We start from the raw sequence: 15,659 nt of genomic DNA, 5'->3' as shown, positions 1-15,659 counted from the left end.
CATCACCCTCGATATGAGTGGCATCAACCAGCTCGCTACAAGATCAGTCTTCTAGCGACTGACTCACGGTGGGTTGACGTGTCGGTGCTCGGTGCTACCGTGGTCTCCGTCGAGCACGCCAGCGCGGCCTTCCTGCCGTATCGCTGAACTCGACTCCGGAATTGCCGAGCGGCCTTTCTGCCGCTGATGCGAGTCACGTCCCGCCGGCTCTCCATCGCACCGGCCGTTGTGCCGGTCCCGGAATCCGCTAAGCGGTCCAGCACGGCCTTTCCTGCCGTCCACGGTGGCCCGGATTCGCGTACCTCGACGGGTGGGGACTGCCTGCGGCAACTCTCCGGAAGCCGACGACCAGGCACCCCACCCGTCCCGGCATCACATTCACGTTCGGCAAACCGGAAGGACCTACCCCAACGGCGGTCAGTGGCTCGGCCACACATCCGCCCTCCGGCGTTAGCCGCCCTCCCCAGGCGGTGCCAGGAAACACCACGAACACCACCGACGGATACCGCTCCGGCGTCCGGTGGCTGTTCGCCCGCTGTCCCTGCCACCGCCCGAGGAGAGATCCGTGTCTGCCCTGCTCACCCTGCACCGCCCCGGCCTCGCGGACGGCCGTAAGGCTCAAGCCCTGCACCGTGCCGCCACGCCGGACTTCTTCGGCTGGCTGGAGCACACCCGCGCCGCTGCCGGCTGCACCCGCCCGATCCGCCTGACCGAGCGCTGTACAAGGCGTGCGGCAACCGGCGTGCTGCCCAGTGCCCCGACTGCGCCTGGGTCTACGCCGGCGACGCCTTCCAGGTCGTCCGTTGCTCGGTGACTACCTGACCTACTGGCACCAGGAGGTCGTGCGCCCCAACCTCGCGCCGCTGACCTGCGCCACGTACGAGACGATCCTCCGGCTGTACGTGATTCCCGGCCTCGGTGGAAAGCGGCTCGATCGGCTCCAGGTGCGCGACGTGCAGACGTGGATCAACGAGGTGGCCCGCACCTGCCAGTGCTGCGCCCAGGGCAAGGACGCCCGCCGCCCGGTGGCCCGACGGCGATGCTGCGCACTCGGCCGGTGTTGCGGTGACACGCCGTCCCCCCGCACCGTCAAGGACATCCGGGGCGTGCTGCGCTCGGCGCTCAACCACGCCGCCACCGAGGAACTGGTCACCCGCAACGCCGCCGCCCTGGTCAAGCTCCCGCCGGTTCGCCGCCGCAGGGGCCGGGCCTGGACCAGTGACGAGGCGCGTCGCTTCCTGGAGTCCGCGCGGGCCGACCGGGATCCGCTCTACGCCGCATACGTGCTGATCCTGGTGCTCGGCCTGCGTAAGGGCGAGGTGCTCGGCCTCATCGAGGACGCCGTGGACCTGGCGGCGGGAGATGTCGATCGGCTGGCAGTTGCAGCGGGTCGGCGGCCAACTGCTGCACCGCGAGACCAAGACGCAGACCTCGGACGCCACGCTCCCACTGCCGGACATCTGCGCGACGGCACTCGACCTCCGCCGCACGGCGAGGAAGAACGACCGCGACCAGGCCGGGATCGCCTGGCAGGGCTCACGGCTGCTGTTCACCACCCGCTACGGAACGCCGGTCGAGCCGCGCAACTTCAACCGCTCCTGGGACGCCCGCTGCGCCCGCGCCGGGGTCCGGAAGATCACCGTGCACGACGCCCGGCGTACCTGCGCGACCCTGCTCGTCGACCTGGACGTACACCCGCGCGTCATCATGCAGGTGCTTCGGCACGCCGAGGTGTCGGTGACGATGGAGATCTACTCACAGGCGTCCTCGGACGCCACCCGCGACGCCCTCATGCGCTTGGGGGAGAGCCTGCGGTGACCGCCGCTGCTGTACCCGGCTGCTGTACGAATGAATCAGGGGCCACTCTCATCGATAGAGAGTGGCCCCTGACCTCGGTCGGGGTGGCCGGATTCGAACCGACGACCTCTTCGTCCCGAACGAAGCGCGCTACCAAGCTGCGCCACACCCCGAGGCGTGCCGACAAATAGTAGCCCACCCCGGTCGGGGGTCCAACTCGGTACCCCCACGGCCGTGCCGGCTCTCCCGGCCGGCCGCCGGGCCGTGAGCGGCGGCCCGGCGGCGCCCAGGGGTACGGGTCAGCGGGGGATCAGGGTGAGCACGCTCGCCTCCGGCGGGCAGGCGAACCGGACCGGCGCGGTCGGGTGGGTGCCGAGCCCTGCGGAGACGTGCAGCCAGGAGTCGGAGCCGGGCCAGCGGTGCAGGCCGCGTGCCATGGAGCGGGGCAGTCCGCAGTTGGTGACCAGCGCACCGACCCCCGGTACGCAGACCTGACCGCCGTGGGTGTGCCCGGCGAGCATCAGCCCGAAGCCGTCGGCGGCCATCCGGTCGAGGACGGCCGGCTCGGGGGAGTGGGTGAGCGCGATCGACAGGTTGGCGGTGGGCGACACCGGCCCGGCCATCGAGTCGTAGTCGTCCCGTTCGACGTGCGGGTCGTCCACTCCGAGCAGCTCGACGACCCGGCCGCCGGCCTTGACGGTGGCGCGGGCGTTGTTCAGGTCCGTCCAGCCGGCGCCGACGAAGACGTCCCGCAGCTCCTCGTGCGGCAGCTCGACGCCCTCGGTGTACTCCCGGTCCGGCAGGAAGTAGGTGAACGGGTTCTTCCAGACCGGCCCGGTGTAGTCGTTGGAGCCGAAGACGAAGGCCCCCGGGAAATCGAGCAGCGGTTGGAGAGCGCGCAGCACGCCGGGCACGGCGCCGGGGTGCGCCATGTTGTCCCCGGTGACCACGACCAGGTCGGGGTCGAGCGCGGCCAGCGACGCCACCCAGCGCTGCTTGCGCCCCTGGTCGGGCATCATGTGCAGGTCCGACAGGTGCAGGACCCGCAGCGGCTCCGCGTCGGCCGGCAGCACCGGCACGTCGTACCGCCGCAGGGTGAACATGTTGCGCTCGACGAGTGACGCGTACGCCAGGGTCGCCGCGCCGAGGGCGGCGGTCCCGGTCGCGAGCCGGAATAGTGTGCGCTTTCGCATGCCGTTCAGGGTAGTTTCACCGACCATGAGCACGCTGAAGGACCGTCTGACCGCCGACATGCGCGCCGCCCTGAAGGCGCGCGACGAGCTGACCACCTCCACGCTGCGGATGGCGCTCGCCGCCGTCGGCACCGCCGAGGTCGCCGGCAAGGCCAAGCGCGAGCTCACCGACGACGAGGTGCTCGCGGTGCTGACCAAGGAGGTGAAGAAGCGCCGGGAGGCCGCCGCCGCCTTCGGTGACGCCGGCCGCACCGAGCAGGCCGCGAAGGAGGTCGCCGAGGGCGAGGTGCTGGAGCGCTACCTGCCGAAGCAGCTCCCCGACGCCGAGCTGACCGAGCTGGTCGCGGGGGCGCTCGCCGCGGGCGGCTTCACCGGCAAGGCACAGATGGGCCCCGCCATGAAGGCGGCCCAGGCGGCGGTGGCCGGCCGGGCCGAGGGCGGTCGGGTCGCCGCCGAGGTACGCCGACAGCTCGGCCTCTGACGCAGGTCGCACCGGCCCGCGTACGCGAAACGGGCGGGCACCCCCGCGAGGGGTGCCCGCCCGTGGCGTTCGTTCGGCCGGCTCAGCCGCCGGAGCGGCCCGGCGGTCGGCCGGGGTTGGTGGGCGGCCGGTTGTTGTCGGGCGTCGTGCCCGGGGTAGTACCGCCGCCGGCGCTGATCTGGATGGTGACCACGCCGCCCTTGATGGTGCGGCCGTCGGGGCTGGTGCCGGCTGCCTTGCCGGCCGGGCAGGTCGACGTGACCTTGATGTCGGAGATGACCGCGTCGAAGCCCTCCGCCTCGATCCGGGACTTCGCCTGCTCCGGGTCCAGGCACTTCACGTCGGGGATCCGGCGCTGGTCGCCCTCGGAGATCTTCTTGCCCGGGGGCTCGAAGTTCTTCCGGTCCTTGCCCTTCATGGCGTCGCGCAGCGTCTCGTAGACCGGTGGGTTGATGCCGTCCTTCTGGTTGTGCTTCATCTTGACGTTGGTCTGCGGCCAGTCCGGGTCGGCCATGATGCCGGCCACCGCGTACTGCTTGGTCATCGCGACCAAGGCCGCGCTCTTCTCCGAGTCGGTGGTGCCGGACTTGCCGGCCACCGGGGCGTCGACGATGCCCCGGACGTTCGCGGCCGTGCGGCTGCCGCCGCACTTGCTGGTGGAGGAGTTGTCACCGACCGGGCAACGGGCGGCGTCGACGGCGGCGCGGGCCACCTCGGTGCTGACCCGCTTCTCGCAGCGCGGGTTGGCGATGTCGAGCTTCTTGCCCTCCGGGTCCTTGATCTCCTGCACCGGGATGGGCTCGCAGTACCTGCCGTCCGCCGCCAGGGTGGCGTAGGCGTTGGCCAGCTCAAGCGGGGTGGTGTTCGAGACGCCCAGGGTGAACGCGCCCCAGTCGTGCGCGTAGTCCTTGTTGTTGGCCCACTCGTTCTCCTTGCTGACCCGGAACTGGATGCCGAGCCGCTTGGCCACGTCGACCACGTTCTCCGCGCCGACCTGCTGCTGGAGCGGCACGAAGTAGGTGTTGATGGAGGAGGCGAAGGCGCTCCACATGTTCTGCACGCCGCCGGCCTTCTTGCCGGAGTTGGTCGGGCAGTACTTGTTGGTGCCGGGGCAGGCGGCCGGGCTGCCCGCCTCGACGATGTACTCCGACTTGAAGGCCTGCGGGGCGTTGATCGTGTAGCCGAGCGGGATGCCCTTCTCCAGCGCCGCCACGATGGTGAAGATCTTGAAGGTCGAGCCGGCCTGGTAGCCCGTGATGCCGTCGCCGCCGGTGAGCAGCGGGTTCACGGTGTTGGGGTAGTTGCCGAGCTTCTTCTTCTTGCGCTGCTTCGGGTCGCTGTGCGGCTTGTTGGCCGGCTTCTTCGGGTCGTCGAGCTTGAAGTTGCGGTTCACCGCCAGCGCCCGGACCCGGCCGGTGCCCGGCTCGACCACCGCCACCATGGCGGCTTCCTTGCTCTTCTCCGACTTGGCCTTGCGGACGGCCTTGTCGGCGCCCCGCTGGGCCTGCGGGTCCAGGGTGGTGACGACGGTGTAGCCACCGCTCTTCAGCCGCCGCTCCCGGTCGTACGAGGTCGAGCCGAACGTCTCCTGCCCCATCCACCAGCGGTAGAAGTAGTCGCAGAAGAAGCCCCAGCCCTTCTCGTTGGTCGAGACGCAGCCGTTGGGGGCCCGCTTGCCGGTGACCACGAGCTTGGTGGCCTTCGCTGCGTCCGCCTCCTGCTGGGTGATGGCGCCGGTCTCGACCATGTTCTGGATGACGTAGTCGCGCCGGGCGAGGGCCGCCGCGTGGCCGCTCTTGGTGGTCGGGTCGTTGGTGCTCGGCGCCTTCACCATGCCGGCGAGCATGGCCGCCTCCTCGAGCTTCAGCTTGCTCGGCGGCTTGTTGAAGTAGACCTGGCTGGCGGCGTAGATGCCGTACGCGCCGTTGCCGAACGCGGCGATGTTGAGGTAGCGCTCCAGGATCTCGTCCTTGGAGAGCTCCTTGTCGATCTGGATCGCGTAGCGCATCTCGCGCAGCTTGCGGGCGCTGGTGTCCTCGGTGGCCGCGACCACGTCCGCCGGGTGGCTCGCCGAGTACGCGATGGCGAGCCGGACGTACTGCATGGTCAGCGTCGAGGCGCCCTGCTGGCTGGACGCGTTGGACTGGTTGTTGACGAAGGCCCGGGCGATGCCGTTGAGGTCCACGCCGTTGTGCTTGTAGAAGTCGTGGTCCTCGGCGGCGATGATCGCCTTCTGCATGATGGGCGCGATGTCGGCCAGCTTCACGTCGCGACGGTTCTCGTCGTACATGGTCGCCAGCGGGGTCTTGCCGTCGGAGGCGAGAAGGTAGCTGATCTGCGGCGCGCGCGCCACGGTCAGCTCCTTGGGCAGTGCGCCGAAGGTCTCGGCGCCGGCCTTCGCGGCCAGTCCGGACATCGCCACCGCAGGGAAGGCCGCCGCCGCGACCACCACGCCGGCCAACAGGCCACATATGAGTAGCGATGCGGCGTTGGTCAGCACATTGTGGTCACGTTTCCGCATCCAGGTCACCTCGACAGGGTACGCGAGTAGGGAACGAGGGGCGCCGGGGCGTTCTTTCCCCATTTCCTGCGCGCGCCGACCTCGTTGTGCTAAACGCACGACCCCCGGTGCGTGGTTGCGTGAATCCGCCGCCGAGTCTCCCTCCTGCGGGAGGAGGCTCGCAGCGTTTTCACGGACCCCGACGGGGTAACCGGCGGTCGCGAGGCCCGGGAAGCCGGGAGTGTCCGGAATGATGGATTTCGCCGACAACGTTGCGTAATCAGTCGACTACAGAGCATGATGGGGGCGGCGACAGCGCCACATGTCGTCCGTGCCGCCTTGGGGAAGGCGGGCAGGGCGATCGGGGGGAATTGCCGGCTGGTCCGCGACGGGGTCGGTAGGTACTGCAAGGGGGGACGTGTACAGATGGGCATGATCACTGACTGGCCGTCGCTGGCGGCGTGTCAGAACGGGGACCCGGACGCGTTGTTCGTACAGGGCGCCGAACAGAACGTGGCGAAGCGGATCTGCCGGAGCTGCCCAGTTCGGTACGAGTGCCTGGCCGACGCGCTGGACAACCGGATCGAGTTCGGTGTGTGGGGCGGCATGACCGAACGCGAACGCCGCGCGCTGTTGCGCCGTCACCCCCAGGTGGCGAGCTGGCGCAAGATGTTCGAGGCCGCGATGAAGAAGAACGCCAAGGACAAGGCCGGCAAGGACAAGATCCTCGTCACCACCGCCGGCTGAGCACCGTCACGGCCGGCTGATCGCCGCGCCGATCGTCCGCAGCCCGTCGACGTCGTGCACGTCGGCGGGCTGCGCCGTCACCGACACCGCCGGCACCGCCGGGAACGCCTCGGTGAACCGGGTCGCCACCTGCCGCTCGCGTACCGCCTGCTGGGCCAGCGCGGCGTGGGCCCGCAGCACGTCGACGGTGCCCTCGTGCCCGCCGAGGCCGACCAGCCGCTCCGCGGCGGCCAGGCTCTCCGCCGCGTCGAGCCCGGGCACCGCCGGGCGGTGCACCCGGTTGAGCACCAGGCCCGCCAACGGCATCTTCTCCTCGCGCAGCCGGCCCGCGAAGTAGGCGGCCTCCCGGACCGCGTCCGGCTCGGGCGCCGCGACGAGCAGGAACGCCGTCTCCCGCGCCTGGAGGATGCGGTACGTCTGCTCGGCGCGCTGCCGGAAGCCGCCGAACATCGAATCCAGCGCGGCGACGAAACCGGAGAGGTCGGTCAGCAACTGGGCCCCGAGCACCTTCTGCACGACCTTGGAGAACATCCCGAACGAGGCCGTGACCAGGCTGAACATGCTCCGCCCGCCGGTACGCGCCGGGGCCAGCAGCAGCCGCAGCATCCGCCCGTCGAGGAAGCGGGACAGGCGGGCCGGTGCGTCCAGGAAGTCCAGCGCCGAGCGGGACGGCGGGGTGTCCACCACGATCAGGTCCCACTCGCCCCGGGCGTGCAGCTGGCCCAGCTTCTCCATCGCCATGTATTCCTGCGTGCCGGCGAAGGTCGAGCTCATGGCCTGGTAGAACGGGTTGGCGAAGATCTCCGCGGCCTTCGCCGGATCGGTGTGCTGGAGCACCACGTCGTCGAAGGTGCGCTTCATGTCGAGCATCATGGCGTGCAGCTCACCGCCGCTGGCCTCGACGTCGATCCCCTTGACCTGGCGGGGGGTGTTGTCCAGCTCGGTCAGCCCGAGCGACTGGGCCAGCCGGCGGGCCGGGTCGATGGTGAGCACCACCGTGCGCCGGCCGTGCCGTTCCGCGGCGCGCAGCGCGAGCGCGGCGGCCGTGGTGGTCTTCCCCACCCCGCCCGCCCCGCAGCACACCACGATCCGGACGCCCGGATCGGCGAGGATCTGGTCGACGTCCAGCTGCGGCGCCGCGTCTTCGGAAGGCACCAATCGAGCGTATCGGGCCGGGTCGGTCCGTGCGCCCGGGCCGGTCGCAGGTGTGAGTCAATCCGCCCGGACGAGGGTCGCGGCGAGCCGGTCCAGGCCGGCCCGGTCCACCCCGTCGGGCAGCAGCGGCAGCTCGGTCATCGGCAGCCCCAGCTCCACCAGGTCGGCGCGGAGCGAATCCTCCAGCTCGCGGCGGACGGCCTGGTCGCGCGCCTCGGCGGCGAGCCCGGCGACGGTGTCCCGGTCGGTCGGCAGCCCGGCGGCGCGCAGCCCCCGCTCCAGTTCGTCGGCGGCCACCACCCGGCCCGCGGGCAGCGGGGGCCGGGCGCCGTTGACGATCACCCGTCCCACCGGGAAGCCGAGCTGGGTCAACTCGGCGATCGCGTCGACCGTCTCCTGGACCGGCATCTCCTCCAGCAGGGTGACGACGTGCACGGCGGTGATCGGGGAGCGCAGCAGCGCGGCGACCCCCTCGCTCTGGGTCTTGATCGGGCCCACCTTGGCCAGCCGGGCCGTCTCGGCGGTGACGTTGAGGAACCGGCCGATCCGCCCGGTGGGCGGCGCGTCCAGCACCACCGCGTCGTACGCGCGCCGCTGGCCGACGGTGCGGGTGGTCGCCTCCTTCACCTTGCCGGTGAGCAGGACGTCCCGCAGGCCCGGGGCGATGGTGGTGGCGAAGTCGATCGCCCCGAGCTTGCGCAGCGCCCGGCCGGCCGCGCCGAGCTTGTAGAACATGTCGAGGTACTCCAGCAGGGCCTCCTCGGCGTCCACCGCCAGGGCCCGCACCTCCCCGCCGCCCGGAGCGTCGGTCAGGTGCCGCTCCTCGTACGGCAGCGGATCGGTGCCGAAGAGCTGGGCGATGCCCTGCCGCCCCTCGACCTCGACCAGCAGCGTGCGCCGGCCGCCGGCGGCCAGCGCCAGGGCCAGCGCCGCCGCGACGCTGGTCTTGCCGGTGCCGCCCTTGCCGGTCACGACGTGGAGGCGGGCCGGCCACTCCGGGCCGGCCGGGTCGGCCGGCGACTCTGCTGCTCGCACCCGTCGAGCCTATCCAGGCCGTGGGCTCAGGCGACCTCGCAGACCCACCAACCCGTCTTCTTCACCACGGTGAACCGCAGGTCCTGGTCGGCCACCTTCTCGTCGGCGGTGGTCATGGTGACCTTGGTGGTGACGGTGGCGCGGTCGCCGGTCTGGTTGTCCACCTTCGGGGTGCTCCACCGGAACCGGGGGTTCTGGTGGGCCGAGACGTGCTTCTCGACCTCGGCCACCTTGGCGGCGATCTTCTTCTCGTCGCGCGACGAGGAGCAGACCAGGCCGGCCGCCCGGTCCGCGTCGCGCTCCTGGTAGACGGCCTTGAGGAACTCGTCCACCGCGACCGTCGGCTCCTTGGCCCCCTCGCCGTTCTCGGCGTCGCGCAGCGTCAGGAAGGTGACGACGCCACCCCCGGCGCAGAGCAGTAGGATCACGGCCAGGGCGATGGAGGCGATGAGCGCGCCGCGCTTCTTCCTGGGCGCGGCGGGCGGCTGGTAGGGCGGGTACCCGGCCGGGGGCGGCGGGATCGACGGGTCCGGGGCGGCGGCGGGACCGGTGGGCGGGGCGGCCGGACCGGGTGGGCCGGCCGGGTTGGCCGGAGGAGCGGCGGGCGGGCCGGGCGGGGCCGCCGGGCCCGGTGGGACGGCCGGGCCCGGCGCGGCGGCCGGGCCGGGAGCCGCCGGGGAACCCGGCTGGTCGGCCGGCGGTCCGGCGGGGCCACCGCTGGGTGGTTGGGTCATCTCATCCCCCGGGTTGCGGCGTCGTCGCCTGACCGGGCGACGAGCGTGATCGAGCTGGCGGCGAGCCGGCGAGCGCCCGTCCGACCGGAAGGGTAGCGGTCGGTTCCCCGCTCCGGGGGGCGGCGGGTGCCGTCAGGTTCCTTACCGACGGTGTGTCGCATATGTGACTTTCTGTGATCGCATGTGCGCGTCCGGTTGGCGCGACTGTCGCCACGGACCTACGTTCTCAGCGGCGCGGGGGGCGGGCCGGGCGGAGGGCCCGGACCCGCAAGCGATGACCTGAACAGGCACGACGTCCGGAGGCAAGGCATGCGCGACGTGGAGAACATTCCTCGGGCCCAGTTCCCGGCGGGCGACCGGGCGCGGCGGCCCGGCTCCCCTGGGGAGGCCGAGGGCGGCGTCGGCCTGCCCATCAACGAACGGTCGTACCGGCGGCTCGCCGAGCCCGTCGAGGTGGTGCGCGTGCCCGCCCGGTCGGCTCCGGGGGCCCGGGACGAGGAGGAGCCCGGCTTCGTCATCCACCTGCCGATCCGGGTCGCCAATCTGAGGGCGGCCACCGCGCTGGCCGGGACGGTCGCCACCTCGCTGAGCTTCCTCAGCGAACTGGACGCCGGCGAGACCACCGTCTCCAGCACCGACGACCAGAACAACCGGCACCGGGTCTTCTGCGACCTGCTGCTACCGGACCGCTCCCGCTGCCCCCAGCCGTACGAGCACGGCGGCCCCTGCGGGGAGGTGCCGGCGCCCCCGGAGCAGCGTCCCGCGCCCCGCCCGTCGGCCGGACCGTAGGCTGTGCGTCGAGAAGTCGAACTCCAGCCAAGGGAGCCCTCCACCTATGCAGAAGTGGGAATACTCCACGGTCCCGCTGCTGGTCCACGCGACCAAGCAGATCCTCGACAACTGGGGTGAGGACGGGTGGGAACTCGTCTCCGTGGTTCCCGGTCCCAACCCGGAGCAGCTCGTCGCCTACCTGAAGCGGCCGAAGGCATGAGCAACGGTCCGCACGCGAAGCTCGCCGAGCTCGGGCACACGCTGCCCGAGGTGGTCCCGCCGTTGGCCAGCTACGTGCCGGCCGTCCAGTCCGGGCAGCACGTCTACGTCTCCGGGCAGGTGCCGATGGTCGACGGCAAGATGCTCGCCACCGGCAAGGTCGGCGCCGGCGTCTCCGCCGAGCAGGCCAAGGACCTGGCCCAGCAGTGCGCGCTCAACGCGCTGGCCGCGATCGACTCGCTGGTCGGCCTGGAGAACGTCGTCAAGGTCGTCAAGCTGACCGGCTTCGTCGCCGCCGCCTCCGGCTTCACCGCCGTCCCGGGCGTGATCAACGGCGCGTCCGACCTGTTCGGCGCGGTCTTCGGTGAGGCCGGTCGGCACGCGCGCAGCGCCGTCGGGGTGGCCGAGCTGCCTCTGGACGCCCCCGTCGAGGTCGAGGTCATCGTCGAGGTCGCCTGACCCGCGCCGCCTCCCCGCGATCCTGCGCCCGGTGCCCGGCAAAGCCGTGAAACGGGACGTATCGGGAGCCGCAACTGCAAGATCGCGGGGAGCGGCCGGCGGGGCCGTACGATCGCAGCCATGACCGGGCACTTCACCGCGCCGGCGGCGGCGCTCGCCGACGAGCTGCCGGGTTGGGTGACGCTGCTGCGTGCCCCGAACCCGGGGCCGATGACGCTCGACGGCACCAACACCTGGGTGCTGCGCGCCCCCGGCCAGGAGCACGCCGTCGTGGTCGACCCGGGCCCGGCCGACGAGGGGCACCTGGCGGCGATCGCCGCGCGGGGGCCGGTCGGCCTGGTGCTGATCACCCACGGCCACCCCGACCACACCGACGGCTCGCGCCGCCTGCACGAGCTGCTCGGCGGGGTGCCCGTACGCGCCGCCGACCCGGCGCACAGCATCGCGGGGGAGCCGCTGGCCACGCCCGGGGAGGAGTTGGGCGGCCACGGGCTGGGCGTCCGCCTCGTGCCGACCCCCGGACACACCGGCGACTCGGTCTGCTTCCTGGTCGAGCACGGCGACGAGCGGGTGGTCCTCACCGGCGACACGATCCTGGGCCGGGGGACCACCGTGGTCGCCCACCCGGACGGGCACCTCGGGGACTACCTGGCCAGCCTGGAGCTGCTCTCGACGTACCGGGGGGTCCCCGCGCTGCCGGGGCACGGCCCGGCGCTGGCCGACTGCGGCGTCGCCGCGGACTTCTACCTGGCCCACCGCCGGGCCCGGCTCGACCAGGTCAGGGCGGCGGTCGCCGGGGGCGCCACCACTCCCGCGGAGGTGGTCGCGACGGTCTACGCCGACGTCGACCGGTCGCTGTGGTGGGCCGCCGAGTGGTCCGTCCGGGCCCAGTTGGAGTACCTGGGCCGGGAATCCGGCGGAGGTGCCGCGGGGTTGGAGCAAGCGTGACCTGCCCGGTGTGCGGAACCGTCGCCGTGCCCGGCGCGCGGTTCTGCCACAACTGCGGCGCCGCGCTGCCGGCCGCCGCGACGCTGCCCGCGGCCGAACGCCGCGTGGTGACGGTGCTCTTCGGCGACCTGTCCGACTTCACCTCCTGGTCGGAGGACCTCGACCCGGAACGCGTCGGCGCGGTCACCGACCGGGTCCTCGCCGCGCTGGCCGGCGCGGTGAAGACGTTCGGCGGTCACGTCGACAAGCTCACCGGCGACGGGATCATGGCGGTCTTCGGGGCGCCGGTCGCGCACGAGGACGACGCCGAGCGGGCCGTGCGGGCCGCGCTGTCGATGCAGCGGGCGGTCCGCCGGGTGCTTGACGACGAGCGGGGCGGCGGCGCGCCGCTCGGCCTGCGGGTCGGGCTGAACACCGGCGACGTGATCGCCGGCATCCAGGCCGCGATCGAATACACGGTCATCGGCGACACCGTCAACACCGCCGCCCGGCTGGCCGACGCCGCCGCCGTCGGCGCGGTCTACGCGGGGGCGCGCACCTCCGCCGCCACCCGGCACGTGGCCTCCTGGCGGGCGCTGCGCCCGCTGCGGCTCAAGGGCAAGCGCGAGCCGGTCGAGGCGTACGAGCTGCTCGGGCTCCTGGACGCCCCCGGCACCCGGTCCGGCCTCGGCGACGAGGCCCCCTTCGTCGGCCGGGAGACCGAGATCGGTCGGGTCGCCGGCCGGCTCGCCGAGGTGATCGACCGCGCCGAGCCCCGGGTGCTGCTGATGACCGCCGAGGCCGGGATCGGCAAGTCCCGGTTCGCCGCCGAGGTGGAACGCCTCGCCGCCGGCTACGACGTGGGCCCGGGCCGGTACGCCGCGCACACCGGCGCCCGGGTGCTGTCGGTGCGCTGCGCCGCGTTCGGCGAGCGGCGCCGGCTCGCGCCCCTGGCCGACCTCGTCCGGGCGGCGGTCGGCCTGCCCAACGACGCCGCCACCGCGCTCACCCGCCCGGCCGTCGAGGAACGCCTGCGCCGGCTCGGCCAGCGACTCAGCCGCTCCGGCGAGCCGGCGCCGATCGCCGTCGACCAGCTGCTGGCCCTGCTCGGGTACGCCGAGCTGCCCGGCGGCGGCCCGGCCGACCAGGGCGAGTGGGGCACCGCCCAGCCCGCCGACGCCGACGCCGTGCCGAACGCGGTCGCGGACCTGCTCACCGCGCTCGCCGGGGAGGCGCCCCTGGTGGTCGTCGTCGACGATTTGCACGACGCCACCGCCGAGACCGTCGAGGCGCTCGGGGTCACCCTGTCCCGGCTCGCCGGCCCGGTGCTGGTGCTGCTGCTCGGCCGGCCCGAGCTGGTGCGTACCGCCGGGGCGCTGACCCGGGTCGCGGACGCCGAGGTGCACGCGCTGCCGCCGCTGCGCGGTGCCGACGCGGCCCGGCTGCTCACCACCTACCTCGGCGGCGGCAGGCTGCCGCAGGCCGACGCCGACCGGCTGCTCGCCACCGCCCAGGGCAACCCGTTCTACCTGGCCGAGCTGGTCACCCTGCTGATGGAGCGGGGCGCGCTGACCACCGTCGCCGAGCGGAACTCCCCGAATCCGGGCGGCTGGCGGCTGGTGCCCGGCTCGCTCGGCAGCCGCCTGCTCTCCCGCGACCTGGCCGCGGTGCTCGCCGCGCGCATCGACGCCCTGCCGGCGGAGGCCCGCTCCGTGCTGCGGGACGCCGCCGTCGTCGGCGACACGGTGCCGGACGGCGCGCTGGAGGCGCTGCGCGAGCAGCGGGCCGGCCGCGACGGCCGACCGGCGGCGGTGGTCGCCGTCGAGCTGGAACGGGCGGTGGAGGAGCTGCTGCAACGCCGGATGCTGCACCGCACCCGCACCGGGTACGCCTTCGCGACGCCGTTGATGCGGGAGGCCGCGTACGCCGGGGTGAGCAAGGCCGAACTGGCCGAGCGGCACGCGGCGCTGGCCCGGTGGGCCGCGGCCGATCCGGCGGGGGGCGCGGGCGCGCCGGGCGGCTTCGTCGAGGCGGCCCGGGACGTCTTCGTGGCCCAGCACGTGGAACGGGCCGCCGCGCTGGCCGACGCGGTCGGGCTGCGGCCGGACGCGCCGGCACGGGCCGTCGTCGGTCTGGGCGTCGCCGCACTCGGCGGGGCCGCGCGCCGGTCGTTGCAGGCGGGCGAGCCCGCGATGGCCGTGGAGTACGCCGAACGCGCGGCCGAGCTGGCCCGCGACGGGGTGCCGGCGGCGGACCGGGTGGTGCACGCCCGGGCGCTGCTCCAGGTCGGGCGCCCCGCCGACGCGCTCGCCTTCGCCGAGAAGATCGCCGCCAACGCCGGCGACGAGTCCGCCGTCCGGACCAGCGCGCTGCTGCTCGCCGGGCAGGCCCACCAGACCATGGGTGACCAGGCGCGCGCGGTGGGCTGCTGGCAGGAGGCGTTGCAGGTGGCCACGGCCGGCGGGCTGCCGACGCTGCGCGCCTCGGCGATGCGCCGACTCGGCATGGCCGACTTCGTCGCCGGGCGGTTGGGCCAGGCCAGCAGCCGGCTCGCCGCGTCGTACCAGGTGAGCCTCCAGGCGCAGGACCGCCGGGGGCAGGCGTGGTCGTTGCAGAACCTGGCCTGGGTGACCACGACCCGGGGCGACTTCGCCGGCACCGATGCCGTGCTCGGCCGGGCCGCCCGGCTCTTCGCCGAGCTGAAGGACCCGTACGGGCGGGCCTGGCTGCGCGGCACCACCGCCTTCGCCCGGCTGCTCGCCGGCCGGCTGCGCGAGGCGTGCCGGATGGCGCAGGTCTTCCTGCCGTTCGGCGAGCGGGTCGGCGAGGCGTGGGCGGTGGGCACGCTGCGCGCGGTCGAGGCGTTCGCCACCGCCGAGCTGGGCGAGCTGGGCGAGGCGGACCGGAGTGCCCGCCGGGCGTACCGGGAGTTCGCCGCCGCCTCCGACGACTGGGGGCGCGGGTTCGCGCTGGTCGTCCGGGGGGTCGTGGCGCGCGGGCTGGGCGAGCCGGGGCACGCCGCCGACCTGCTCACCGACGCGCTGTCGTACGCGGAGCGGACGTCGCACCCGTTGCTCACCGGGATGGCCGGCACGCTGCGCGGGTTCGTGGCGCTGGACCTGGGCGACTGCGAGACGGCCGAGCGGGACGCCCGGTCGGTGCTGACCGCCGTCGAGCCGCACAACCCGCAGGCGCCCGCCCAGGTGGGGCCCCGGGTGCTGCTGGCCACCGCCCGGCTGGCAGCCGGTGACTCCGCGACCGCCGTCGGGCTGCTCGCCCCGGTGGCCACCGCCGCCGCCACCGTGCCCTCGCTGCTCTTCTCCCGCCGCCAGACCATGGCCCGGTACGCTTCCGCGCTGCTCGCCCACGGCCAGTGCGAGCAGGCGCTGGACTGGGCCCGACGGGCCGTCGCCGCCCCGGCGGAGGACGTGCGCAGCCAGGTGGTCGCCGCGAGAGCACTCGCCGAGGCGCTCGCGGCCTGCGGCCGGTCCGCGGAGGCGCTCGCCAGCGCCGAGGAGGCGGTCCGCCTGGCGTACGCGACCGAGCAGCGCAGCGAGCGTGCCGCCGCCGACGCGCTGCGGGCGCGTCTCGCCACCCCCTAGTCCCACCGGACCCCGGAGCCGGGAAGGTCTGGCGGTTCT

The 15,659-nt window shown here is 73.4% G+C and carries 12 protein-coding genes, 1 tRNA gene and 2 pseudogenes; 9 read left to right on the top strand and 6 right to left on the bottom strand.

Annotated features, from left to right (window positions below; all coding sequences use genetic code 11):
- Positions 1 to 565 precede the first annotated feature (565 nt).
- Positions 566 to 816: pseudogene (locus ACFHW0_RS23050) on the top strand (replication initiator); the annotation flags it as partial.
- Positions 801 to 1,818, top strand: a pseudogene (locus ACFHW0_RS23045) (tyrosine-type recombinase/integrase); the annotation flags it as partial. The pseudogenes ACFHW0_RS23050 and ACFHW0_RS23045, both read left to right, overlap by 16 nt.
- A gap of 78 nt (positions 1,819 to 1,896) precedes the next feature.
- Here ACFHW0_RS23045 and ACFHW0_RS23040 read toward each other — a convergent pair.
- Together ACFHW0_RS23040 and ACFHW0_RS23035 are read right to left on the bottom strand one after the other, a co-directional pair.
- Positions 1,897 to 1,970, bottom strand: a tRNA-Pro gene (locus ACFHW0_RS23040).
- A 126-nt stretch (positions 1,971 to 2,096) separates the two neighbouring features.
- Entirely contained in the window at positions 2,097 to 2,990 is an 894-nt protein-coding gene (locus tag ACFHW0_RS23035) for a metallophosphoesterase (protein WP_416610696.1), read from the bottom strand.
- A 25-nt stretch (positions 2,991 to 3,015) separates the two neighbouring features.
- On the opposite strand from ACFHW0_RS23035, the gene ACFHW0_RS23030 reads away from it, so the two are divergent.
- Positions 3,016 to 3,471 (top strand): GatB/YqeY domain-containing protein, encoded by a 456-nt coding sequence (locus ACFHW0_RS23030; protein WP_416610694.1) that lies wholly within the window; start codon positions 3,016 to 3,018, stop codon positions 3,469 to 3,471.
- Positions 3,472 to 3,553: 82 nt separating this feature from the next.
- Here the strand turns inward: ACFHW0_RS23030 and ACFHW0_RS23025 are convergent, their stop codons facing one another.
- Positions 3,554 to 5,992 (bottom strand): penicillin-binding protein, encoded by a 2,439-nt coding sequence (locus ACFHW0_RS23025; protein ID WP_416610692.1) that lies wholly within the window; start codon positions 5,990 to 5,992, stop codon positions 3,554 to 3,556.
- Positions 5,993 to 6,397: 405 nt separating this feature from the next.
- On the opposite strand from ACFHW0_RS23025, the gene ACFHW0_RS23020 reads away from it, so the two are divergent.
- Entirely contained in the window at positions 6,398 to 6,718 is a 321-nt protein-coding gene (locus ACFHW0_RS23020) for a WhiB family transcriptional regulator (protein WP_089003040.1), read from the top strand.
- 6 nt (positions 6,719 to 6,724) lie between these two features.
- On the opposite strand, the gene ACFHW0_RS23015 is transcribed toward ACFHW0_RS23020, so the two are convergent.
- Genes ACFHW0_RS23015 through ACFHW0_RS23005 form a run of 3 tightly spaced genes read right to left on the bottom strand, consistent with a single transcriptional unit; the run spans position 6,725 to position 9,642 of the window.
- A complete protein-coding gene (locus ACFHW0_RS23015; protein WP_416610690.1) occupies positions 6,725 to 7,876 on the bottom strand; it encodes an ArsA family ATPase in 1,152 nt (383 codons plus the stop codon).
- A 54-nt stretch (positions 7,877 to 7,930) separates the two neighbouring features.
- Positions 7,931 to 8,908 carry an ArsA family ATPase gene (locus tag ACFHW0_RS23010; RefSeq protein ID WP_416610688.1) on the bottom strand — a complete coding sequence of 326 codons (978 nt, stop codon included), beginning with the start codon at positions 8,906 to 8,908 and terminating at the stop codon, positions 7,931 to 7,933.
- A 26-nt stretch (positions 8,909 to 8,934) separates the two neighbouring features.
- On the bottom strand, positions 8,935 to 9,642 hold the full coding sequence (locus ACFHW0_RS23005) for a hypothetical protein (RefSeq protein ID WP_416610686.1): 708 nt from the start codon (positions 9,640 to 9,642) through the stop codon (positions 8,935 to 8,937).
- A 309-nt stretch (positions 9,643 to 9,951) separates the two neighbouring features.
- Between ACFHW0_RS23005 and ACFHW0_RS23000 the strand changes: the two genes are divergently transcribed.
- The 5 genes from ACFHW0_RS23000 to ACFHW0_RS22980 all read left to right on the top strand — a co-directional run bounded on the left by ACFHW0_RS23000 (position 9,952) and on the right by ACFHW0_RS22980 (position 15,620).
- Entirely contained in the window at positions 9,952 to 10,431 is a 480-nt protein-coding gene (locus ACFHW0_RS23000) for a hypothetical protein (protein ID WP_416610684.1), read from the top strand.
- Positions 10,432 to 10,477: 46 nt separating this feature from the next.
- The gene (locus ACFHW0_RS22995; RefSeq protein ID WP_018222171.1) at positions 10,478 to 10,633 is read left to right on the top strand and encodes a DUF4177 domain-containing protein; all 156 of its coding nucleotides are present in this window, start codon (positions 10,478 to 10,480) and stop codon (positions 10,631 to 10,633) included.
- Positions 10,630 to 11,091 (top strand): RidA family protein, encoded by a 462-nt coding sequence (locus ACFHW0_RS22990; protein WP_416610681.1) that lies wholly within the window; start codon positions 10,630 to 10,632, stop codon positions 11,089 to 11,091. Before ACFHW0_RS22995 ends, ACFHW0_RS22990 begins: the two co-directional genes overlap by 4 nt.
- 120 nt (positions 11,092 to 11,211) lie before the next feature.
- Complete coding sequence (locus tag ACFHW0_RS22985; protein ID WP_416610679.1) at positions 11,212 to 12,039, top strand: MBL fold metallo-hydrolase; 828 nt, start codon at positions 11,212 to 11,214, stop codon at positions 12,037 to 12,039.
- Positions 12,036 to 15,620, top strand: a complete 3,585-nt coding sequence (locus ACFHW0_RS22980; protein WP_416610677.1) for an adenylate/guanylate cyclase domain-containing protein — start codon at positions 12,036 to 12,038, stop codon at positions 15,618 to 15,620. Before ACFHW0_RS22985 ends, ACFHW0_RS22980 begins: the two co-directional genes overlap by 4 nt.
- Positions 15,621 to 15,659: the final 39 nt, after the last annotated feature.

The sequence above is a fragment of the Micromonospora sp. LOL_025 genome, from assembly GCF_048060285.1.
Classification (GTDB): Bacteria; Actinomycetota; Actinomycetes; order Mycobacteriales; family Micromonosporaceae; genus Micromonospora.
The sequence above is the reverse complement of the archived record's forward strand: the minus strand, read 5'-3'. Positions and strand labels throughout refer to the sequence as shown.